This window comes from Microcoleus sp. BROC3 (genome assembly GCF_036702515.1).
Classification (GTDB): Bacteria; Cyanobacteriota; Cyanobacteriia; order Cyanobacteriales; family Microcoleaceae; genus Microcoleus.
The window spans coordinates 72,888-96,092 of sequence record NZ_JAUBTQ010000030.1; the positions used below are offsets into that span (position 1 = coordinate 72,888).

Consider the following 23,205-nt stretch of genomic DNA (forward strand, 5'->3'; position numbering starts at 1 on the left):
GTATATTTACTCAATAAGGTTAATCCGCAAGTTATAAAGTATTGATTAGTACAAAGGATCTAGTCGTGACGCATGATAGACCGCTAGCAGCCGTGTTCCGCCAAATCAGCGGCGGGGCGTTTCCACCCATTGTGGAAACCTTTGAACGGGGCAAGACAATTTTTTTCCCTGGAGACCCGGCTGAGCGCGTCTACGTTCTCATTAGAGGTGCCGTGAAGCTGTCCAGGGTGTACGAAGCAGGGGAAGAAATTACAGTTGCCCTCCTGCGCGAAAATAGCGTATTTGGGGTGCTGTCTCTGATTACGGGACACCGATCGGACAGGTTTTACCACGCGGTAGCCTTTACGCCGGTGGAATTGATCTCGCTGCCGATCGAACAAGTCGAGAAAGCGCTCAAGGAAGACCCGGAATTGTCGATGGTGATGCTGCGGGGGCTGTCGTCTCGGATTTTGCAAACTGAGATGATGATCGAAACGCTGGCTCACCGAGATATGGGTTCGAGACTCGTCAGCTTTTTGCTGATTCTGTGCCGGGATTTTGGCGTGCCCGGTACAGAGGGGATTACGATAGATTTGAAGCTGTCCCACCAGGCGATCGCCGAAGCGATCGGCTCGACACGGGTAACTGTGACTCGTTTGCTCGGGGATCTCAGACAAGAAACCATGATCTCGATCCACAAGAAAAAGATCACAGTCCACAACCCGGTGGCTTTAAGCCAGCAATTCACTTGATGCCGAGAAAGTATAGGATTTTGGATTTTGGATTTTAGATTCAATCCAAAATCCAAAATCCAAAATCTAAAATCGGAATGACTGCTGGATACATCCTGGTATTTGTAATTTTAGTGTTGGGGGGTGTGATCGCCACTGTCAGCGATCGCCTTGGGACGAAAGTCGGCAAGGCAAGGTTGAGCTTGTTCAAACTTCGCCCCCGCGATACTGCTGTTGTTGTGACAGTAATGGCCGGTAGCATCCTGTCAGCACTGACTCTGGGTATTTTGTTTGCGACTAGCAAGCCGCTGCGAACCGGAGTTTTTAGAATAGACGAGATTCAAAAAAGGCTCAACAACGCCCGCAGAGAAATCAACCAGGCCACTCAAGAAAAAAATCGAGTTGAAACTGAATTAGCTCAAGCCAGAGCCGCTCAAGCGCAAGCTAAAGCCAATTTAGAGCAAATTAATCAATCCCTCCAAGCCGCTAATGCCGAGCAAGCTCGGACGCAAACAAAATTAAACTCGCTGCGGGCTCAGCTCAACAGCGTGCAAGCAGCCAAGTCTAAAACTGAACAGCAGTTAAGTCAGGTAGAAGCGGCTAAATCTCAGACAGAAGAACAGCTCAGCAGTGTGGAAGCGGCTAAATCCCGCACCGAAGAACAATTGAAACTGGTTGAAACGGCCCGATCGAGTACAAAAGCTCAGCTCGATCGCACCGAGAACCAATTGAAAACTGTTTCCGATCAAAAAACGACTTTAGGATCGGAAATCGCCCAACTGCAAGAGGAACGCCAACAGTTAATCGAGCAGCGAGAGCAGGTAAAAACTCAAATAGGCCAGCGAGACGCAGAAATTGCCAAGCGAAACGCAGAAATTGCCAAGCGAGACACAGAAATTGTCGATCGCAACGAACTAATTGCCCAGCGAGACAAGGAAATTGCCCAGCGGGTGCAAAATCTCGCCGAGCGCGATCGCATAATTGTCGAGCGCGACAAAGTAATTGCCGAGAGGGAAGCACTCTTAGAAACCTTGGCACAGCAACAAGCTCAACTCGAACAGCAACAAACTTTATTGCAGCAGCAAGTGCAAGTTTTGGAACGCGATTTTCAGGCAATCCGCGAGGGTACAGTTGCCATCAGGCGCGGTCAAATTTTAGCTGCTGGCGTCGTTCGCATTATTGAACCCGGTATGGCAAGTGGCGCGATCGATCGACTCTTGCAAGAAGCAAATAAAACCACCGTCGGACTGATGCAACCGGAGAATAAGAAGGTTAAAGAGCAGGTTATTCAAATTACTAAAGCAGAAATAGATCAACTAATTAGTCAGATTAAAGACGGTCAAGACTACGTGGTGCGAATTGTCGCCGGCGCTAATTACCTGCGGGAAGAAAAGGTAATTAAGGTATTTGCAGAAGCAGAAATCAATCGAGTTGTTTTCCGCGCTGGAGATGTGATTGCAGGGGTTGCTGTCGATCCGGTGACTTTGACCGACGAACAGGTGCGGCTGCAGTTGCTGCAATTGATAGAAGCTTGTCAATTTCGCGCTCGCCTGATCGGCGTTGTCGGCGGTAGAGTCCAAGTTGCCGACAGTCAGATTGAAACTTTAGCGGATTTTATCGAGCGATTGCAGCAGTACGAGAAACCGGTGGACGTTCAGGCGATCGCCGCAGATGTCACTTACATCGCCGGCCCGCTTAAAATAGATTTAGTTGCTCTTGAAAACGGAGCCGTTGTGTTCCGCACCGGACAACAAAAACAAGGCCAAGGAGACTTGAAAATTAAAAAATAAATTTGGTAATTAATAATGGGTAACTGGCTATGATTTTAGGTTTCGATCCTGGTAAAGACAAATGCGGCATAGCTGTAATGGGTAGAGATAAAAACGTCTGCTACCATCAAGTTGTGCTGTCGGAAGCAGCTATATCTACTATTCAATCTCTGTGCGAACAGTTTTCGATTGAGTTATTGGTGATCGGAGATCAAACGACTTCTAAGAGTTGGAAACAAAAACTGACGCAGAGTTTGTCGCCTGCGCTCAAAATTGTTCAGGTGGATGAGAGGTACAGCAGTTTAGAAGCGAGGGAACGCTACTGGCAAATGTACCCTCCGACGGGACTCGACCGCTTGATTCCGAAGGGAATGCGCACGCCGCCGAGACCGGTGGACGATATTGTGGCGATCGTCCTCATTCAGAGGTATTTAAACAAAAGTTAGTCTATTTTATAAGCGTTACCACTGATTCTCTTTGATTATTAAGGAATCAAGATGTTTGGGCGACTCTTGAATTTTTAACTTAAATAAAATACACCCTAAATTTAGTGAATTTATCATTAAATAACAGTTAGTGTTACTTGATGACAGCTTCGGTCAAAATTACCTTACCATTCTGCCGGACTTGCAGGCGTTCGGGGTTAATTGAATAGATAATATTGCCGTTAGTCGCTTCATAAGTTCCGTCGTCACCTGTCGTTACTTGCATGACATTGATTTGGCTGCCATTTATTTTGCTGAGGCCGCGGTAAAAAATATTGCCTTCCTGGGTTTTGCAAATGTATATAGAAAAGTTGGGCGTTGCGAAAAATTGCACCATTTCGGCCCTGGGACATCCCTCAACTTGAGAAATTTGCAGCGGTTGATAATTGCCCAAAGTGTTCGGCGCGATCGCCCGAACTTTCGCAATCGGTTGATTTAGTGCCGTTGCTTTTGCTGAGGCTGTCAAAAAGCCGTGAAGCGAAGCTATCCCGAAGGGAATCGCACTAATCCCCGCCATAACTAGACCTACTCCTTTTATGCCCTTAACTCTATCTTTATAAAACATCTTGTCACTCCTGGTTTTACCTATATAATTACATCTTAAGCGATCTTTGCTGGATATTAATAATATTTAATCTCACAGGTGATGTGCGGCTGGAACACGGTACACCGTCGGTTTAAGTAAGGTGCGAACTGTGCACCCTACACCAGTGAAAATACATAAAGTATGTCAATGCGATCGAAGAAAAGCAATCTCTTGCATTCAGAACATTTTTAAGATTTTATGACTTGTTCGCGCCGATCAGAGAAACCGGGTTTCTTCATATATTTCTCGTTACTAAACTTTTGATTTTCCTAGGAACCGGGTTTCTCGCCTCCCATGCGATCGCCAACTGACTCAGTTACACGGTAATGTTTATTGGCGCTTAGCTATTTAGTGAATAATAAAAAGGGAAACAGAAGATACATTTTTGCTCCCATTTCCCATTTTTTAAATAACCGTCGTCCTGACTGCGAACCTGGTAATCAATTAACTGCTGCCAACTGTTTGTCTTTGATTTCCACAGGCGCGGTTAATGCCTCTTCCAAATCCGCACAGCCGAGTTTTTCCTCCAAAATTGCCATCACTTCGCGGCCGAAATCATTGGAATTCCGCTGCCAAGCTTCTAAACAAATCTGTCCGAAAAACGAACCCAAAGGCTCGGGATTCCAAAGCAATTTGCGCGCTGTCCAAGGCATCAAACTCATGGGATCGTAACCAGGTTGCAGAATCTCCTGTTTAAAGGCGTATTCTTCCAAAATTGTGTGCGGCTGCAACCCGATAAAGAAAATCGCTGGTTCTACTTTATCGGCTCCGAAAATTCGCTCTAATTCTCGGTGATAAGCAATAGTTTGCCGGATAGTTTCAAAGGTTTCGTCAATGACGTTAAACGAGTAATTGACGGAAACCACATCGTTGTAACCGGCGGTTTTTAAATCGCGGCAATTCTCTAAAACTACTCGCAAGTTGTAGCCCATCCGCATTTTCCGCACCAGTTCCTGGGAACCGCTGGTGATGCCGATTTCAAAGTAATTCATCCCCGTTTTTACCATCAAATCGCACAATTCTGGTGTGAGATTGTCCGCACGGATGTAAGCGGCCCAGTGTATGTCGTCCATGCCGGCGGCGATGATTTTTTGCAATAATTCAACTGCATCGTCGATGAATTTGCGTGCTGGGATAAATTGAGCGTCGGTAAACCAGAAATTGCGGATACCTCGATCGTACAATTGCCGAATCTCGGCCACCACCTCATCCGCCGGATTGATCCGCACTTGCTTGCCTTCAATCACCGTATAAATGCAGTAACAGCAATTATGAGGACAGCCGCGCTTGGTTTGGACTCCCACGTAGAAGTCCATATCTTGTAGATAATAGGAAAATTCCGGCCAAATCGTTTCGATGTAGTTATAATTGCAGGCTGTTTTCTCGATGTTGGCTGGTTTTTCGTGAATTAGCTTCGCGCGCGGCACAGTTTCTCCCACCACATAACACCTTTCCTCCGCCAAATCTTCCCCCTTAATCAACTTCTCCAGCAAAGCTTCGCCTTCCCCCACCGAAACCACAGTTCCCGCCGGCAAACTACGTCCCAACTGCTCGTAAAAAACGCTCACAGCACCGCCTCCGACCACTGCACGAGCTTCGGGGCGGTATTTCCGGGCCCGCTTCAATCCGCGCTTAATCAGTCCCAAATTGCGCCAGAGTTCGGTGTAGTAAGACGCGGCTAAACGCAGTCCTCCGAGTGCTCCCCGGAACTTGATCAGCAGATTTTTGGCGTAGTAAAACTCGAAGGCATTTTGCAAGGGGTTGCCGCCCCTGCCGCCCACGGGCGCGTAAATTTGAATGTCCCGCCAAGAGAAAACTAGCAGCGTCGGCTTAAACTCGTCTATGCTGGCATCCAAAGCTTTAGCGAAATCCAGGGGGGGCACCGCGCCTAAATCGAAAATGCGCTGTTGGACATCGGGAAACAGCTTGTGTACGTGATCCGAAAGATACACAACTCCGATCGGGAAAATAGGATTGCAAGGGAGGCGAACGTACAGGACTCGGTTTTCTCGATTTTCCATGATTGCCATATCCTAAAGTGGAACTTTTTCAGCTATGTTAATATTCTTTTAATATAACTTTACAATATGTCTAATTTTCGCAATTTGACATTAAATATTCTTAAATTTTTCTATTTGGCTCAAGGCCGAGCTTGTTGGTGTCGATCGGCGACAGCAGCAGAAAAAAGCTAATTTTTAAGTCAATACAGCGTATTTTGACTTAAAATCCCAGCGCAGAGTCAAAAAAACCATATTTATCCGGTTAGAGTTTAAGTTAGGTACGATCGGTCTCTCATGTATTAGGGAGTTGGTAGTCGGCTTTACAGTAGGCGGGATCACCTAGTGTTAGCCTGAGAAGATAACTAAAACTTTTAGGCAAGGCTCCCTCAGCAGTTATGGCTCAAATTCTTGACCCCGTACCCTCAGACACCGACAGCAAGATTCTGTGCTGCTACGTCAACGCCACCAGTCAGATTCAGATTGCTCGCATCGCCAACATTCCTAACTGGTACTTTGAACGAGTGGTGTTTCCCGGACAGCGCTTAGTGTTTGAAGCGATGCCGGCTGCAGCATTGGAAATTCACACCGGGATGATGGCTAGTGCAATTTTGTCGGATAAAATTCCTTGCGATCGCTTGCAGATTAACGAAGGCCCCTATTCAAACGTCAATCCTAGCAGATCCCCAGAGGCAGTTCAGGGCGATCGAACAGCGATGGCCCGCCGCCCCAAATCCCGAGAAATCTCAGAACCTTTGACTGTACCGGCGCTAACCGCCGTTGATTAATCGGAGTTGTGAGTTTTGAGTTATAAATTGTCAGTTAATTGATAACTCCGCGCTCAAAATTCCAACTTCAGCAAAGTGGTAAAAACTCAACACTTAAAAATCAAAGTTTGTGAAATGAATTTTAGATCGAAACTCCCGACAGCAAAGATTGTCCGGTTTTTCCTATTTCCCTGAGTTTGGTTGGCGGGTTCGACAACTGTGCAAAAATATCATTAAACAGCTTCTCGAATTTCAGCCATGTCAGCAAAACCTATCGCATTTCCCCCATCTTCTGCCCCAGTATTTGAGCCGGCGGTATTCCGGCTTTCTCCCCTAATTAGAATCACGCTGTTGAGCTTGTACACAGCCCTGACAATTCCCTTGCCCTTTTTGTCGGAAGTAACCAAAGCACCGGTTCCCCCCGCCGCAATCTGGGCGGGAATTGTTGTCGGCGCTGCGGGCCTCTACGGCGTACTCAGTGAAAGGGTAATTGTCAGCGAAGAAGGGATTGAAGTCACATATCCCAACTGGTTTCCGCGTTTGTTTCGCAAGGGTTGGTCGCTACCTTGGACTGAGGTAAAAGCTCTCAAACCTCGATCGACCGGTCAAGGAGGTTTAGTTTACTATTTTTTGAGTCATTCGGGAGAAGGTTATTTGCTGCCAATGCGAGTGGCTGGATTTGGTAAATTAGTCGGTTTGGTGGAAGCAAAAACAGGTATTGATACTAGAGATGTCCGCCCTTTGTCGCAGCCTTGGATGTATCTTATTTTACTTTTATGTACGCTGCTTCTGCTGTTGGTAGATGCGTGGACGATTGTAAATGCGATCGGGCTTAAAGGTAATCTTTAAAGTGCGCTTAGCAAGCATCCTACCAATTAAATGTAAGCGCGCAATTCTCTCAGCGTACGGTGCAGCAAGTACCCTACCAATTAAATGTAAGTGCGCAGTAAGGTGCTTGCTGCACCCTAAAAATTCAATGTCAGCGCTTGGGGGGTGACAAATATAGGTAGGAATCATGCTGCTCGCTCGACTCCGTTGAACACAATTTCTATGATTAAAAACAGAGAGATAGTTAGTTGTCGAGAGGAAGTGAGTCTGAGAGAATTTAGGTAACATTTTTTTGTATAGAACCCATTTGATATCTTTTTAGGCGGTAGCTAGTCGTTTGAGCATTAGCCGAATGAAACACAGCTTGAGCTTGGCGTTGGAACGTTGGAGTGTCCGGTCAAAATTCTTGACTAAACTTTTACATCGCTCCACCCAAGCATTTGACCGTTCAATTACCCATCTAGCCGCAACAGGCACAAATCCAGATTGCCCTTTAGCCGCCTTTTCTGCTTTCGATGGTTTAGCTGAAAGTTCAAATTGAATCTTCGTCATAATCTCTGGATAAACCGTCTCTAAAGCTTGGGTTAGTTTCTCAGGATGATAGCCATTATCCAACAAGATTGTGGTTTTGGGCAGGTCGTCCGGTTTAGATTTGAAGTAATCGATGTTATGTGTGAGCATTTCAATTAGCCCCGAGGGTCATCAGATACACTGGCTTTAGTACAGTGAGTAAAGAAGGGGAAACCTAGTATATCTACCGCTAGATGTCTTTTGATGCCATTCGTGCATTTATAGAAACAAAACCCTTTTGACTCAATACTGGCATTACAAGTATTTTTCACAGCTTGGGAGTCAATGATAATTAGAGTCGTCCACTGCGGTTTTTTTTGACTTGTTCGCGTACCTTGCTATGTAATTGTGTCTCAATCCGTTCGAGAGAGCCATCTTCACACCAATTTTGGTAATGCCAGAAGACTGTTGAATATGGCGGTAAATCTCTGGGTAAATCTCCCCAATTACAACCGTTTTTGAGCTGATAAAATATGCCCGAAAAGGAGTTGTCGCTTTGTCCACACTGGGGGTCGAGTTTTCTTCTTCTGGGATAGTAAAGGCTCGATTATTTCCCACTATGAGTCTGTCAAATCGCTTGAATATCCCATTTCTCACCCCAGCTCACTTGAATTTATCTACTCCGCCTTGATTTTACGCGATCGCGCAAAAGATATCAAATGGGTTCTATACGCTCGATCGCGACAACTAGAAACCTGGTTTTTTGGGGAAGCGTGCGTCCAGGACTGTCGAATTAACAGTACATAAATCCAGCAGCTTAACGAATAAGGATTGAAACTTATGACAGAAATGGGGGCAGATCCCAACCGACCTTATCCGATCGCAGACCAACCGCGCGTCTGCTTCATCAAAAACTTCATTAAATCCTCCAACATTATCGTCGGCGATTACTCATATTACGACGATCCAATAGATCCAGAAAACTTTGAAAGAAATGTACTTTATAATTACGGAAGCGAGCGATTAATTATTGGTAAATTTTGTGCGATCGCCACCAACGTCAAATTTATTATGAACGGTGCCAATCATAAACTAGATGGGATTTCAACTTATCCCTTTCCCATCTTTGGAAATGGTTGGGAAACAGCGATGAATTTATTAATGGAACTGCCAAGTAAAGGCGATACCGTCATTGGCAACGATGTTTGGATCGGCTATGAATCGCTGATTATGCCCGGAGTAAAAATCGGCGACGGTGCCGTCATTGCCGCCAAATCAGTTGTAGTAAAAGACATTCCCGCTTACACAGTTGTCGGTGGAAACCCCGCCCATCCAATCAAACAGCGTTTTAGCGATGGTGAAGTTGCACAACTATTAGAAATTCGGTGGTGGGATTGGGAAATCGACAAGATTTCGCGCAATGTCAGCATAATTATGCAAAGCGATATTCAAGCACTCAGCAATGCTGAGTAAACTCCCAAATCCAACGATTTTTAATTAACAAAGTGGAGGTTTAAAAATGTTGAAAATTGCCTGCTTAATTTTCTGTATTCTAGGCACTGCTTTGCCCTACTCCCAGTTTGTCCCCTTTCTTTTAGAAGAAGGGTTGAATATTAACGCTTTCTTCGGTGAGTTGTTTGCCCATCAAATTTCGGGTTTTTTCGGCATGGATGTAATAGTGTCATCCCTGGTTTTTGCTACTTTTGTATTTAGCAAAGGTTCGCGTCTAAAAATGAAAAACTTGTGGATTTATATTGCCAGTAACTTACTGGTGGGTGTTTCCCTTGGTTTGCCTTTATTTCTCCTAATGCGACAGCGCCAACTTGAAGAAACACCTTGAGAGTTTTGTAGTTGTTGGGTTTTGCTTTCGCTAAACCAAACCTACACAATCGGAAAACCAAACATCACCGTCAATCTGCGTGCCTCTGCGGTGAAAAATCACAAACTTAGCTTCTTGCAAAAAATCTACTCTTTAATTCAAAACTCAGGGGGGGACAGGGAACTGTTAATCAACCCCCCCTAGCCTCCCAAGAGGCACCGCCCCTACAACTTATTTGCTGGGCCCACAGCATCGATCGCAGCTTCAAGAGCGATCGATACATGAGTCCAATGAGTCCCCCCCTGACAAAAAGCCACGTAAGGCTCCCGGAGAGGCCCGTCAGCCGAAAACTCCGACGTACTCCCATCAATAAAAGTACCCCCAGCCATCACCAACTGACTCTCGTACCCCGGCATCGGAGCCGGCACCGGATCTAAATACGAACCCACGGGGGAATTTTGCTGAACCGCCCTACAAAAAGCAATTAATTTATCAGCAGAACCGAATTCGATCGCCTGAATCACATCCCGTCTTTTAGCCAAAGGAATCGGATTCACCCGATAACCCAACTTATAAAAAATATAAGCCGTCAAATGATTTCCCTTGAGCGCCTCCCCCACCAACCCGGGAGCCAAAAAAAGACCCTGAAACAGCAAGCGATTCAAATCAAAAGTAGCGCCGCCGCTGCTGCCAATTCCCGGTGCCGTCAAGCGACAAGTTGCCGCCTCCACCAAATCAGCCCTCCCGGCGACGTAACCGCCAGCAGGGACGATCGTACCCCCCGGATTTTTGATTAAAGAACCAGCCATCAGATCCGCACCCACAGCAGTAGGTTCGCAATCGTCGACAAACTCCCCATAACAATTATCGACAAAGCAAATTGTGCTAGGATTCTGATGTTTGACTATGGCGACGATTTTTTTAATCTCAGAAATAGACAAACTCGACCGCCAAGAATAGCCGCAAGAGCGCTGGATAAAAACCAGACGAGTCTTTGCTGAAATAGTAGATCTCAATGCCTGCCAATCCAAACTTCCTTCGCGAGTTAGAGGCAACTCACGGTAACTAATGCCAAACTCAAGCAGTGAACCTTGACCTTGCCCCCGCAAGCCGATCACTTCTTCTAAAGTATCGTAGGGAGAACCAGCCACTGCCAACATTTCATCACCAGGACGCAGGATGCCAAAAAGAGCACAGGCGATCGCGTGAGTACCCGAAACAAACTGTACCCGGACAGCCGCCGCCTCTGCCCCTACCACTTCGGCAAATAACCCGTCCAAAGTCTCCCGACCCAAATCGTCGTGGCCGTAACCCGTAACCCCTGCAAAATGGTGGACTCCAACCCGGTGGCTGCGAAAAGCTTTTAAGACTCGTTGAAGATTTTGCTTGACTGTAGTGTCAATACCAGAAAAAATCTGAAAGAGTGCCTGTTCTGCTTCCTGTAGCCGTGAAACGCTATTCATCTATACCTCGCTCACCCTTTGCGTGCGCGCTGTTCATTATGGCGTAGATGCGGCCCCTAGTTTGTAAACATAATATATTCATGACGATTGCAACTTCCAAAAAAACTTCTCCTGATTGGCCTGTCGTAGGCTTTATGGCCTTTCTGCACATCGGTGCTTTATTTGCTTTGCTGCCGAGTAATTTTAGCTGGTCTGCGGTCGGGCTAGCAGTATTCCTGCATTGGGTAACAGGTGGTTTAGGAATTACTCTCGGATTTCACCGCCTTGTCACCCACCGCAGTTTTCAAACACCGAAATGGCTAGAGTATTTTCTAGTTATTTGCGGTACTCTTTCCTGTGAAGGTGGCCCGATCGACTGGGTAGGAATGCACCGGTTACACCACATACATTCCGACACCGAAACAGATCCCCACGATTCCAATCAAGGCTTCTGGTGGAGCCACATGGGCTGGATGCTCTCGGATCTGCCGATCAGAGTTGAAATCCCCCGCTTTACTAAAGACATCGGCGACGACCCAGTATACAAGTTTCTCCAAGCATATTTTATCCCCATCCAAGTTGTCTTCGGTGTGTTGCTTTATTTATTAGGCGGCTGGTCTTTCGTGGTTTGGGGCGTGTTTATGCGGATCGTGGTGGTGTTCCACTGCACTTGGCTGGTTAACAGCGCTACCCACAAATTCGGCTACCGCACCTATGAGTCGGGCGATCGCTCGACGAACTGCTGGTGGGTTGCCCTGCTCACCTACGGCGAAGGCTGGCACAACAACCACCACGCCTTTCAATACTCGGCTCGCCACGGTCTCCAATGGTGGGAAATCGACTTCACCTGGATGACCATTCAACTGCTGCAATCGCTGGGTTTGGCAACCAAAGTGAAATTAGCAGAAAAATAGATAGCGATCGGCAATTAGTCATGGGTTGTCTGTCATCAGTTCTGGACTAATGGCTCGTGACCAATGGCTAATCCTGTTTTTTGCGATCGGGTACAGGTTGGGTTGAAGTAAGCTCGCATCCTCTGGTGCGATCGACCCAACCAAAACCAGAATCAGTTATAATAGATTTGGGAACAAAAAATTTTGTTTAGCATCCAAAATTTTTATTGTTAAGACAAAACGGTAAATTTTTTCAATCCTAATCCAACATCTATCCTTCATTATTTATTAGTTTGGGTAAGTCTTCAACAAAACAGTTCACTACCTCAATCCAAACTTTTATAGGTGAATTCAGCTCGGCATCTAATCAGAAATCAAAAATAGAATGACAATTGCAACGCAAGAAAAACTCCAATACAATTGGAAGCACGTTATTAGTTTAGCAGGACTTCATATCGGCGCTGTGTTCGCACTGCTACCCAGTAACTTCAATTGGACAGCAGTTGGTTTAACAGTATTCATGCACTGGATAACCGGCGGTTTGGGAATAACTCTCGGATGGCATCGTATGCTCACCCACCGCAGTTTTCAGACACCCAAATTCGTAGAATACTTTCTAGCATTTTGCGGAGCCCTTGCCTGTCAAGGAGGAATAATTGATTGGGTTGGGCTGCACCGATTGCACCACACCCACTCTGACCAAAATGCGCTCGACCCTCACAATGCCCAAAAGGGTTTTTGGTGGAGTCACATCGGCTGGATGCTATATAAAGGTCCAGCTCACGCTGAAATTTCTCGCTGCACAAAAGACATTTCGAGCGACCCGTTTTACCAATTTTTGCAAAACTACTTTCTCCCAATTCAAATCGCATTTGGCGTCTTGCTCTACTTAGCAGCAGGCTGGCCGTTTGTAGTTTGGGTAATTTTTGTCCGCTTAGTTTTCGTGTATCACTGCACCTGGTTTGTTAACAGCGCCACTCACAAATTTGGCTACCGCACTTACGAAACCGAAGATAGTTCTACTAACTGTTGGTGGGTTGCGGTTTTGACTTACGGCGAAGGCTGGCACAACAACCACCACGCTTTTCAATACTCTGCGCGTCACGGTATGAAATGGTGGGAAATTGACTTCACTTGGATGACAATTCAAGTCTTGGAAGCACTAGGTTTGGCTACTAAAGTGAAATTACCAGCAGCAAAATAGCAGCAATTCAGTCCTAGACCGAGAACCTTTGTAGGGTTCGTACTTGGCACCTTACCGCTTCAAAAACCCGGTTTCTTTAAGAAACCGGGTTTTTTGATGACTAATAACCAATAACCAATGACTCATGACTAATGAGCCCGTTTTTGCTCGCCCCGGCCGCGCAAATATTCCGCTAAAAATGCCAATCCTCCCGAACCTACTATCAACAGCACGCTCAGAGCATTAATATCAGGTTTTACCCCAGTCCGAATCCGGCTAAAAATTTCCATTGGCAGAGTTGTAGTCCCGCTACCAGCGGTAAAACTCGCAATCAAAAAATCGTCCATGCTGAGGACAAAAGACAGCAGACAACCGGAAACAATTCCGGGTATTAATTGAGGCAGCAAAACCTGAATAAAAGCCTCAACAGGCGTTGCCCCCAAATCCAAGGCAGCCTCTTCTAAATACGGGTTTAAATCTGCCAATCTAGTAGAAACAGCTAGAGCGATGTAAGCCAGACAAAACACAATGTGAGCGGCGACAATTGTCCACAAACTCAGAGGAATAGCCAGCGCCGCTAAAAATACCAGAGTTGCAACTGCGGTCGCAATATCTGGAATAATAATCGGCAAGTAGGAAACTCCTTGATATAAACTCTTCCCAGGAAAGCGGTAGCGCGCTAAACCAACGGCCATCAAAGTGCCGAGTACAGCCGAGATTGCAACTGCACACACAGCCACTGTTAAACTGTTTCTCAGGGCAATTAAAATCCGCGTATCGCTAAATAATTTAACGTACCAATCTAAAGTAAATCCTTCCCAGCCGGCGCTAAAACGCGATTTGTTAAAGCTGTAAAATGTGAGTACCAGGATGGGCAGGTACATATAAAAAAACATCAAAACGGCAAATATCACCTGCCAAGAAACCTTAAATTTAGGTTTTAAGTACATATCGGCTTGTATTTCCTCCTGTGGATTGTCGGCGGTATTTTCCATGTCTTGCTAATGGGAAATTGGTAATTGGTAATTAATGGGGAATTGAGAATTGGTAATTTGGAATTAGCAATCGTAAAAATTAGAATTGTTTTCTTTCTTATGCCCTCTTTCTTATTCCCTCTTCCTTCTTCCTTCAACATCCTAAATTGCATTACGATCGCCATATTTGAGCAAAAGGGCAATTCCGATACTCACTGCAAAGATTAATACCATACTCAGAGCCGAACCCAGCCCCCAATTTTGAGTTGCCCCCAAAAACTGATTGTAAATCAAACGAGCCGCCGTCATGCTGGAAGCTCCACCGAGCAACTCGGGATCGACAAAATCGCCTAAACAGCTAATAAATACTAGCAAAGAACCCGCAGCAATTCCCGGCATCGTCTGAGGTACTGTCACTTTCCAGAAAGTTTCCACGGGATTCGCGCCCAAATCCTGAGATGCTTCTAGCAACCTGCGGTCTAACTTTTCCAAAGAAGCGTAGAGAATTGTCACGATATAAGGCAAATAACTGTAAGCCATGCCGATTAAAACTGCGGAACTTTGATTGAGCAATTCCAGAGGAGGAATGCCTACAAGTGCCAGCAGCGAGTTGAGAACCCCCGTAGGACGCAGAATTGTAATCCAAGCATACGATCGCAACAGCGAAGAAGTCCACAGCGGCAACACAAACCCTAACAAAGTTAAATTCCGCCACTTTTTCGAGACATTGAGGGCGATCCAGTAAGCGACGGGAAATCCCAGCAGCAAACACAGAATAGTAGTCCCCGTTGCGAAAAAGAGCGATCGACCCATCACCTGCAAATTCAGAGGCTCGAACACTCGCAGGTAATTGCCGATTCCCGAAGGATTCACCAAATCTCCAGGCTTAATATTGGGTACTAAACTAAGCTGAAAAATTACCAGAGTTGGTATTACTAATAATAGAGCCAGCAACAAGCCAGAAGGGCCGAGCAATGCCAGCGGCCCAGCCCACGACGACCACGGGGGAACAGTTTCAGCCTTCAAGGAAGGATTGGGAGGAATAGGAGGGGGAGTTTTGGTAGAAACAGCCATAAATCAATTTTTTTGAGTTTTTAACCGCTGATGAATGCGGATTAACGCGGATCTAATACGGATAGAGTGGGCGATCGGCTGTGCGGGGGCGAGTTTGTGTAAATATTGGGTTATAATTAGAGATTGCGTGTAAAATCCGCCCTAGGTTTGATGATTAGCCGCTGGTTAATTGAGTCCAATAGCGATCGTACACTTCCATAAATTTCCCTACCGGAGCCACACCTTCGCACTTTTTCAAAACCGCTTCCGAAGGGAAAAGAATCTCGTTTTCGCGGACTTCCGGCGTCAACAAACTAAAAGCATCTTCCGAAGGAGTTGAAAAACTGAGCCGCTCTACTAAAGAAGCTGCGACATCGGCTTGCAGCAAAAAGTTAATCCATTTATAAGCTGCGTCGGGATTGGGAGAACCTTTAGGAATTACTAAAGTGTCAGTCCAAAGAGAAGAACCGCTTTTGGGGACGACATACTTTAATTTATCGTTATCTGAAATTACTTCATTAGCATCCGAAGAATAACACATAGCTACCTTCAAATCCCCCGTCAGCATTTGCGGCCGCCAAGCATCAGTAGTAAAAGATGCGATCGCCGGTTTGAGTTCCACCAACTTTTCGTAAGCTTTTTTCACTTGCTCTTGGTTCGTAGAATTCAGAGAATAGCCCAGCATCCGCAACGCAGCGCCCATGACTTCTCGAACATCACTCGCCAGCGTCATTCGCCTTGCTAACTCCTGTTTGTGCTCCCACAAATAGTTCCAATCTTCAGGAGCTTCTTTGAGTAGTTCGGTGTTGTAAATCAGGCCTGTGGTTCCCCAACTCAAAGGCACGCTGTAGCGGTTTCCTGGGTCATAGACAGGGCTTTGGAACTGTTTTTTGAGCCGATCGAGCCCGCCCAAACTTGAGTGGTCTAATGGGCTCAACAGCCCGAGTTCCGTCATCTGAACCACCATGTAGTCAGACGGGTAAATGATGCTGTAGGCGCGGGCCCCACCGGCTTGAACTCTCGCCAGCATCTCTTCGTTGGAGCTAAACACATCGGCCACTACGCGAATGCCGGTTTTTTCGGCAAAGCGATCGAGCAAAGCGTTATCGGTATAGCCTGCCCAAGTATAGATGAAAAGTTTGTCTGCCGCACCTTTGACGGGAGGAGCAGATTGTACGTCTGCAAGTCGCCAGCCACAACTCGAAACAGCTAACCCGGAAATTGTCGCCGCCGAATTTTTTAGGAACTGACGGCGTGTAGAATTAGCCGGAAAAATCCTGGAAATTGGTAAGTTAGTCGGAGGCACAGTTCGATTTTAGATTTTAGATTTTAGATTTTAGATTGGGGAATTGGGGATTGGGAAATTCGATTTTAGATTTGAGAATTTGTAATAAGGAATAATTGGTAAGGGGGAAATTCTCCCATTCTTCCCCTCTTCCTTCTTCCTTCTTCCTTTTTCCTTCTTCCTTCTTCCTTCTTCCTTCTTCCTTCTTCCTTCGTTTCCCAATTATGCTCGATCGGTCAAAGCCAGACAATCAGTAGTTCCCCAGTAAGCGTAAATCGGCGTGTGCGGGTCTGGGAAAGAACCGCCGGTATTTGGCTGGCGCACCGTAATTTTATCGCCCGACGACAACTCAACCACGTAATGAACGTGCGTGCCCATGTACATAGTATTTTTGAGCCGTCCTTCAAAACAGTTAATCGACACTTCCGGCTGGTAGAGATTCAAATATACTTTTTCCGGCCGAACGCTGACTACAACAGAGTCGCCTGTGACACCATTCCACATATCCGACTGCTGAACGACTATTTTCAGATTGGCTGATGTGCGAACTGTGATAGTCGATCGGTCGATCGATTCCACCGTACCAGAAAACAAATTCGTATCCCCAATAAAATCCGCCACAAATGCCGTCTGCGGACACTCATAAATTTCTTCAGGAGAGCCAATTTGCTCAATCCTCCCCTCGTGCATCACCGCAATCCGGTCAGACAGACTCATCGCCTCTTCTTGGTCGTGAGTCACCATCACAAAAGTCAAACCCAATTCTTGATGCAAATTCGACAGTTCCAACTGCATCTGCTTCCGCAACTTCAAATCCAGAGCACCCAGAGGTTCGTCCAGCAGCAGAACCGCCGGTCGATTTACCAGAGCTCTCGCCAAAGCCACCCGCTGCTGCTGGCCACCCGACATTTGACCGGGAAACCTGTTGGCGAAAGATTCCATTTTCACCAATTGCAAAACTTCCCGTACCCGTTCTTCAATTTCCGCTTTCCCCAGTTTTTTTATCCGCAATCCAAAAGCGATATTGTCCCAGACATTCATGTGTCCGAACAAAGCGTAGCTTTGAAACACAGTATTTACCGGACGGCGGTAAGCTGGAGTGTTGGTCATCGACTGGCCGCGAATCATCAATTCGCCCGCCGAGGGAGTCTCGAACCCAGCGATTAAGCGCAGCGTCGTAGTCTTGCCGCAGCCGCTAGGCCCGAGGATGCTAAAAAATTCTCCTTGGCGGATGTTGAGGTCAACTCCACGGACTGCGGTTTCGCCGTTAAATACCTTAAAGACCTTGCGGAGTTCAACGTCAAGCGCTGTATCCGTTGCTGTCGTACCTTGGTTGAGTGCTGTCTGAAACATATTCGCCCTTTCCTGGGGGTAATACACGCCACTTAAATACAGTTTAAGTTTAGACTTTTCTGTATTTTAGGTGAGGAATGTTGGATGTAACAGGTTTTGGGATTTGTTATTTAAATTCTATCCCAGAGCGCACCATTGTCAGCAACAGGCAAGATGCCTGTTCCACAAAGAGTAAATGTTCTTGTGGAACAGGCATCTTGCCTGTTCGTAAAATCCTTATTGAGAATGGTGCAACATCTCAGAGCGACTGGGCATCTATTTGTTCTCAGGACTTGGCGTGGGAGAGGGTTTTTGCGGTTTCTCTGTTTTGGGTGCTTCTGCTTTTTTCCACTCTGACAAAGGTCGCTGGACGGCATTTTTAAAGTCAAAAGGCACTAGCAGCACGGGCAAATTTTGGGCGGAATTTTGAGGGGGCGCTTCCGGCGGATTGGCTTGAGCGTACAAGAAGCGGCCGCTAAAGTCTGTTTTGCCTAAAACTAGGCGGTGAGTTTCCTGGTTGTCCAGTTTTACTGTGACTGTAGCTTGGGGTTGGTCGAGACCGAATTCGGGCAGTTGAGCAGCAGTAATATTAATCGTGCGATCGCTCTTTCCTGTTGCCAGCCTGTCTAGCAAAAAATCCACCGATGCCTGACTCGCGTGTGCTTGCACTGGCAATTTCATTTCCCAGCTAGACTTGCCTCCTTTTGTAGCATAAACTCGCTCAAACGTCAATATTTTTTCGGGAGTTTTGACTGTAAAGAATTGTACGCGATCGGAGTTAAAAGCAAAAATTTTCTGTTTTTCTTCCTTAGCGGCTTCCTCTTTCGGAGACACTTGCATCTCGAACAAAGCAACCAACCCAGTCATGCTCAACGCGACGGCTATCAATACTAATGTATTTTTCTGCAATTTCATAGTAACAGCGAATTGGGCATTGGGCATTGGACATTGGGCATGGGGCATTGGGCATTGTTAACTGTTAACTGTTGACTGTTGACTGTTGATTAATGTTATTGGTTATTTGTTATTAGCCACAGCAAAGGATTAACAAATGACAACTGTCAACTGTCAACTGTCAACAGTTAACAGTTAACTGTCAACTAACTTATCTTCTCTTCCACCAGATAGCGCCGCCAATTCCCAGTCCGAGTAAAGGCCACATTAGCCAAGCTAACACCAGCAATCCTACTTGGATGGTCGTCATGTTAATACGGCGGTTGGTAGCTTTTTTCGGACTGATAGAAAAGCTTTGCTGGTCTGGTTTACTCAACCAACTGACTGAATTGAGAAACACGTCGCTATTGAGTTGTTGGTCAAACCAACCGTTAGTCACAAATTGAGATGTGCCAATTACTACCATTCGCGATGTTTTTCTAGGAGTTGAAGGCGCAGAAGGAGTTGACTTTGGACTGGGAGATGCTGTGGGAGATGCTGTCGGTGTTGGCGAACTTTCTGGATATGCTGTGGGAGATTCTGTGGGAAATGCTGTGGGTGTTGGCGAAGTCGTCGGTAATGCTGGAGGCGTAGCTTCTTGCGAGACAATCACCGAATAGCTGATTGGGGAAGCTGTTGGTGAAGTTGTCGGTGATGGTGAAGTTGTCGGTGATGGTGAAGTTGTCGGCGATGGCGAAGTTGTTGGCGATGGCGAAGTTGTCGGTGATGGTGAAGTTGTCGGCGATGGTGAAGTTGTCGGTGATGGTGAAGTTGTCGGTGATGGGGAAGTTGTCGGCGATGGTGAAGTTGTTGGCGATGGCGAAGTTGTTGGCGATGGCGAAGTTGTTGGCGATGGCGAAGTTGTTGGCGATGGTGAATCTGTCGGCGATGGTGAAGTTGTCGGCGATGGCGAAGTTGTCGGCGATGGTGAATCTGTCGGTGATGCTTGGGGTGAAGGCGAGGGCGAAGTTGTCGGTGATGCTTGGGGTGAAGGCGAGGGCGAAGTGGGTGTGGGTGAAGGTGAGGGCTTTAAGGGAGTGCTGTCAGTGGACGATCGAACTAAAGCTACACCTAATAATAGCGGGCCTTGTCGATCGGTCTTTTGATCGAACTCCAATTTCTTAGTCGTCAAATCGCTTTCCGCCCAACTTTCCTGACTCGTCCAAATCAGCGGTTTTTCCTCTATCCCTTCTACTGGCGAGGTTTCCAAAGCACGCGCAAATGGATAAAATGAAATACCGTTGCCAAAACTTTGAGTAATCGGATGTTCGCCGTAGCGCCTGACTGTGGGAACCGTAGGGCCCAGGCCAAATCTTTGACCAGTGCCCGAAGCATCGATGGCCAAACGGGTGTCTAGTTTGACGCCCCATTCTTGCAGCAATTTGTCTAATCCCGTATCAATTGCCGGGTCTACCATTAACAATAAACTGCCGCCGCGATCGAGATAAGCTCTTAGTGCTTTAATTTCTGTATCGGAAAACGGTTTGTCCGGCCCGGGAACGATTAAAGCATCTGCATCTTCTGGCACTTCTTTGCGTTCGGTCAAATTCAGTGTTTGGGCGTTGTAGTATTTATCTTTCAGAGCTTTTTCAGCTTGCTGAATTCCGCCTTGACCTTCCTGTAGCGGGCGGGCTCCTTTGCCTTGCAAAAAGTAAACTGTAGCAACGCGAGTGCTCAGGATTTCTTCTAAGCCATTGGTAAGTTTTATCTCTGAAAGACCTTGATTTGGGTCGCTACCAAAAGCAGTGCCACCTTTTTGCAGTACCTGTTTTTTGTCGCCGGATTGCAGGTAAACTTCTCCGATGCTGGTAATGCTAAATTCCCGCGCTTTTCCAGGTTGGGCCTGCGGGTCAACAAACTCGAATTGGAACTTGTCGCCTCCCTCGCGTTTGTAGCTTTGCAGCAATTCTTTAATTTGGGGGTTTTGGATGGGGTCAAATACCCAAACTTTGACTGTTTGTTGCAGGTTTCGCAGTATTTGTTGAGTCTGCGGGGCCAGGGTAAATTGTTGGCTTTCGGTTAAGTCGATGCGGACGGGATAGCGAACGGCTATGAAGTTAATTACTCCGAGAATCACAAAGACGGCGAGGGTAGCAATCAGGGCGTTGGTGCTGGCTTGAGTGGAACGCTGGCCCCAAAAGCTTTGTTCGTAACTCAAATATAGCAGCCAAAGTGCGATCGTCACTGCTCCGGCAATAACTAAACCGACTGTCAGGGGGTCCCATACTCCAGATACAAGTGCTGCTGTTACCCCCGCTGCGATGAGGAGGGGGCCCAGCAAAAAAACATATTTCCAATTTTTTTTGCTAATTTTCATAATGTAAATATTGAGTGAGAAAATTCCGCTTCGAGGATGTTATTCTATATCGCATTAGCCTGCAACCATGCTGTTAAATCTGACTGATGGTTGAAATCCAGCACGGCATCTCCTAGTGCTTCTAATTCCTCTACCCCTAATTCACGGATGCAGTTTTCAGTTTCCGGTTGTATTGTGCCTAAGCGCTTCACTAGCTGACGCAATATTAACGAGAGTTGAGCAGCTTTTGTCACCTGTTCTCTTGCTACATCTATGGCAATCTGCTGGTCTTGAATCCACAGTTCTTGCTTCTGCAATTCATTTAATTCTTCCTGAGTGAAGTTTTCCTCGCTGGCAATGCTAAAAGCTTTCTGAATTTCTGGAACTGCCCTCAATGTTTCTGGTACTGTCTCCAGAGTGCTGGTATTTTCTAGAAAGTAAATCCATTGATCGGCGGCTGTTTCTAATTCTGCTAATTCCTTGCTAAATTTGGGCAGTTCGATAAATACTAATTCTATTTCAGTATCTGGACACTCAAACTGTTGCTCTTTTTCTTGAAAAACAAACTTTGACATAAATTCCGGCTGATTTTCAAACATTTCAAAGTCGGCAATTTTCAATGAAATTACTGTTTTTAGTCTTTCGTAGCGTTCTTTACCTGTTAATTGCTGGCTGTAGCTTTTGGCAGCATTGTACAAAACTCTGTTTCCAAAGGAAGGCACGTTGATCAGTTGAATTTCAACTAGAGCGATTCTGCCGCCGTTAATTGTGGCTTTGACATCTAGATGTGTGTCTTGGGTTGCCAGAGTTGGAGGTTCTGGTTGGGAGTCGATTATTTCTAAGTCTTCGATGACCGGCTGTGCTTCATAAAGGATGGCGTTTAAAAAATTAATCAGGATGTCTTTGCTGTCGCTGGAACCGAATATTTTTTTGAACGCAAAGTCGATTTTTGGATTGATAAATCTCATTCTTTCAAGTAATTAGTGGAATAACTAACATTAATTGGGAATTGGGAACTGGGAATGGGGAATTGGGAATTGGGGATTGGGAATTGGTGGTGTTTACTTTAAGGTGCAACTCTCCAAAGCTCCTACTTTCCCACTCTTTCCTCTTTATTCCCCGAAGCCTTCCCTGATGCTTTTAGGAACGCTGATATCGCAGCGCATCGATGGATTGGGCGGTCAGAAATACTCCTAAAATGATGTAACTGGCAAACATAATTAAACTGCTGGTATCGAAAACTCCCTTGACAAGATTGGTGTAATTTGTTAAGAGCGACAAATGTCCTAATGCTGTGCCGAAGGGGCCACCGATACTGACGGCGACTGCATCGATCACCCAGAGAAATAATACTAGAGTGAAGGTGAGGATGGCGGATAAAATTGTGCTGTCGGTGAGGGAGGAAATAAACATTCCGAGGGACAATACTCCTGCTGCTAGTAAGATTAAGCCGGCGTGTCCTAGGAGAAGAACTCCGGGGGGTACGGGTGGGGTTGAGGAACTGAGGGCGATCGCCTCGCAGAACAGCAGGGGCAGCAACATTGTGGTATAAAATGTTAAAACTCCCAGGAGTTTGCCGGTAGCAACTGCCCAGTTTGTTAAGGGCGATGTGGCTAATAGTTCTAAGGTGCCACGTTTGCGTTCTTCTGCGTAAAGTCCCATTGAAAGTGCGGGTAGTACGAACAAGGAAAGGGAACCCATGATTCGCAGGAAGAGTTGCAGGAATTCGTAAGCAACGTCGATGGGAGGTTCGGTAATTCCCATTTGGTCTCGCTGGCCGATTTGGGGAATTAACCCGTCGGGGGCGAGGAGGATGGCTATTAAAAAGTAGCCGGTGATTAGCCAAAAGACTGCTGCGATGGCATAGGCTAATGGCGATGCAAAATAGCTTTGTAGTTCTTTGCGGTAAATGGCGATAATATTACTAATCATTACTAACCTTTAGGAATTGGGAAGGGGTAATTGGTCATTGGTAATTGGTTCATTCTGAGTCGCCTGTGGGTGGTTTTTCGCTGCCGTCGCTATCCTGTTTTTTTCTTTCTATTTGTCGCTTTTTGGTAGCAGGTGGCTGTTCTGGTCGAGAATCGCTACTCGGTTGTGGCTTTTTTTTAATTGGCCGATTTTTGACAACTGGTTCGGATTCTGGTTGAGAAGGTTGGCTCGACTTTGGTGTTTCTGAAACTTCGAGATTTTCGACAACCGGTTCTGGTTGAGAAGGTTGGTTCGACTTTGGTGTTTCTAAAACTTCGAGATTTTCGACAACCGGTTCTGGTTGAGAAGGTTGGCTCGACTTTGGTGTTTCTGAAACTTCGAGATTTTCGACAACCGGTTCTGGTTGAGAAG

At 46.3% G+C, this 23,205-nt stretch carries 22 protein-coding genes and 2 pseudogenes; 9 read left to right on the forward strand and 15 right to left on the reverse strand.

The window, feature by feature from the left end; all coding sequences use genetic code 11:
• Positions 1-65: 65 nt before the first annotated feature.
• From ntcA to QUB30_RS19805, 3 genes are all read left to right on the forward strand, one after another.
• Positions 66-731, forward strand: a complete 666-nt coding sequence (gene ntcA / locus QUB30_RS19795) for a global nitrogen regulator NtcA (protein ID WP_006634020.1) — start codon at positions 66-68, stop codon at positions 729-731.
• Positions 732-808: 77 nt separating this feature from the next.
• On the forward strand, positions 809-2,500 hold the full coding sequence (locus tag QUB30_RS19800; RefSeq protein ID WP_333336650.1) for a DUF3084 domain-containing protein: 1,692 nt from the start codon (positions 809-811) through the stop codon (positions 2,498-2,500).
• 29 nt (positions 2,501-2,529) lie between these two features.
• Complete coding sequence (locus QUB30_RS19805) at positions 2,530-2,925, forward strand: pre-16S rRNA-processing nuclease YqgF (protein ID WP_333336653.1); 396 nt, start codon at positions 2,530-2,532, stop codon at positions 2,923-2,925.
• Positions 2,926-3,058: 133 nt separating this feature from the next.
• On the opposite strand, the gene QUB30_RS19810 is transcribed toward QUB30_RS19805, so the two are convergent.
• Complete coding sequence (locus QUB30_RS19810; RefSeq protein ID WP_333336655.1) at positions 3,059-3,529, reverse strand: hypothetical protein; 471 nt, start codon at positions 3,527-3,529, stop codon at positions 3,059-3,061.
• Between the two features lie 461 nt (positions 3,530-3,990).
• Positions 3,991-5,571: a photosystem II high light acclimation radical SAM protein gene (locus tag QUB30_RS19815; RefSeq protein WP_333336657.1), complete on the reverse strand. Its 1,581-nt coding sequence runs from the start codon at positions 5,569-5,571 to the stop codon at positions 3,991-3,993.
• Between the two features lie 374 nt (positions 5,572-5,945).
• Between QUB30_RS19815 and QUB30_RS19820 the strand changes: the two genes are divergently transcribed.
• Positions 5,946-6,335, forward strand: a complete 390-nt coding sequence (locus QUB30_RS19820) for a DUF1830 domain-containing protein (RefSeq protein WP_333038060.1) — start codon at positions 5,946-5,948, stop codon at positions 6,333-6,335.
• A 237-nt stretch (positions 6,336-6,572) separates the two neighbouring features.
• Positions 6,573-7,163 carry a hypothetical protein gene (locus QUB30_RS19825; RefSeq protein WP_333336659.1) on the forward strand — a complete coding sequence of 197 codons (591 nt, stop codon included), beginning with the start codon at positions 6,573-6,575 and terminating at the stop codon, positions 7,161-7,163.
• A 297-nt stretch (positions 7,164-7,460) separates the two neighbouring features.
• Here QUB30_RS19825 and QUB30_RS19830 read toward each other — a convergent pair whose 3' ends face one another.
• Positions 7,461-7,823, reverse strand: coding sequence for a hypothetical protein (locus QUB30_RS19830; protein ID WP_333336661.1), 363 nt, complete (start codon positions 7,821-7,823; stop codon positions 7,461-7,463).
• 181 nt (positions 7,824-8,004) lie between these two features.
• Positions 8,005-8,190: pseudogene (locus QUB30_RS33915) on the reverse strand (transposase); the annotation flags it as partial.
• A 311-nt stretch (positions 8,191-8,501) separates the two neighbouring features.
• Between QUB30_RS33915 and QUB30_RS19835 the strand changes: the two are divergent.
• Positions 8,502-9,125, forward strand: a complete 624-nt coding sequence (locus tag QUB30_RS19835; protein WP_445300522.1) for a CatB-related O-acetyltransferase — start codon at positions 8,502-8,504, stop codon at positions 9,123-9,125.
• A 46-nt stretch (positions 9,126-9,171) separates the two neighbouring features.
• Positions 9,172-9,492, forward strand: a complete 321-nt coding sequence (locus QUB30_RS19840) for a DUF2834 domain-containing protein (protein ID WP_333336665.1) — start codon at positions 9,172-9,174, stop codon at positions 9,490-9,492.
• 203 nt (positions 9,493-9,695) lie between these two features.
• On the opposite strand, the gene QUB30_RS19845 is transcribed toward QUB30_RS19840, so the two are convergent.
• Entirely contained in the window at positions 9,696-10,934 is a 1,239-nt protein-coding gene (locus QUB30_RS19845; protein WP_333336667.1) for a methionine gamma-lyase family protein, read from the reverse strand.
• 80 nt (positions 10,935-11,014) lie between these two features.
• On the opposite strand from QUB30_RS19845, the gene QUB30_RS19850 reads away from it, so the two are divergent.
• Positions 11,015-11,827, forward strand: coding sequence for an acyl-CoA desaturase (locus tag QUB30_RS19850; protein ID WP_333261682.1), 813 nt, complete (start codon positions 11,015-11,017; stop codon positions 11,825-11,827).
• 364 nt (positions 11,828-12,191) lie between these two features.
• Complete coding sequence (locus QUB30_RS19855; protein WP_333336669.1) at positions 12,192-13,010, forward strand: fatty acid desaturase; 819 nt, start codon at positions 12,192-12,194, stop codon at positions 13,008-13,010.
• A gap of 128 nt (positions 13,011-13,138) precedes the next feature.
• Here QUB30_RS19855 and QUB30_RS19860 read toward each other — a convergent pair whose 3' ends face one another.
• From QUB30_RS19860 to QUB30_RS19905, 10 genes and pseudogenes are all read right to left on the reverse strand, one after another.
• Positions 13,139-13,984, reverse strand: coding sequence for an ABC transporter permease (locus QUB30_RS19860; RefSeq protein WP_333336671.1), 846 nt, complete (start codon positions 13,982-13,984; stop codon positions 13,139-13,141).
• 141 nt (positions 13,985-14,125) lie between these two features.
• Entirely contained in the window at positions 14,126-15,037 is a 912-nt protein-coding gene (locus tag QUB30_RS19865) for an ABC transporter permease (protein WP_333336673.1), read from the reverse strand.
• A 154-nt stretch (positions 15,038-15,191) separates the two neighbouring features.
• Positions 15,192-16,322: a spermidine/putrescine ABC transporter substrate-binding protein gene (locus QUB30_RS19870; RefSeq protein WP_333336675.1), complete on the reverse strand. Its 1,131-nt coding sequence runs from the start codon at positions 16,320-16,322 to the stop codon at positions 15,192-15,194.
• A gap of 16 nt (positions 16,323-16,338) precedes the next feature.
• Entirely contained in the window at positions 16,339-16,551 is a 213-nt protein-coding gene (locus QUB30_RS19875) for a hypothetical protein (RefSeq protein WP_333336696.1), read from the reverse strand.
• Positions 16,524-17,654 (reverse strand): ABC transporter ATP-binding protein, encoded by a 1,131-nt coding sequence (locus QUB30_RS19880; RefSeq protein WP_333336677.1) that lies wholly within the window; start codon positions 17,652-17,654, stop codon positions 16,524-16,526. The genes QUB30_RS19875 and QUB30_RS19880 overlap by 28 nt, the downstream gene beginning before the upstream one ends.
• A gap of 255 nt (positions 17,655-17,909) precedes the next feature.
• Positions 17,910-18,575: a DUF4340 domain-containing protein gene (locus QUB30_RS19885; RefSeq protein ID WP_333336679.1), complete on the reverse strand. Its 666-nt coding sequence runs from the start codon at positions 18,573-18,575 to the stop codon at positions 17,910-17,912.
• Positions 18,576-18,738: 163 nt separating this feature from the next.
• Positions 18,739-20,883, reverse strand: a complete 2,145-nt coding sequence (locus QUB30_RS19890; RefSeq protein ID WP_333336681.1) for a Gldg family protein — start codon at positions 20,881-20,883, stop codon at positions 18,739-18,741.
• Positions 20,884-20,927: 44 nt separating this feature from the next.
• Positions 20,928-21,830 carry an Rpn family recombination-promoting nuclease/putative transposase gene (locus tag QUB30_RS19895; RefSeq protein ID WP_333336683.1) on the reverse strand — a complete coding sequence of 301 codons (903 nt, stop codon included), beginning with the start codon at positions 21,828-21,830 and terminating at the stop codon, positions 20,928-20,930.
• 172 nt (positions 21,831-22,002) lie between these two features.
• Positions 22,003-22,794: an ABC transporter permease gene (locus QUB30_RS19900; protein WP_333336685.1), complete on the reverse strand. Its 792-nt coding sequence runs from the start codon at positions 22,792-22,794 to the stop codon at positions 22,003-22,005.
• A gap of 49 nt (positions 22,795-22,843) precedes the next feature.
• Positions 22,844-23,205, reverse strand: a pseudogene (locus QUB30_RS19905) (ATP-binding cassette domain-containing protein); the annotation flags it as partial.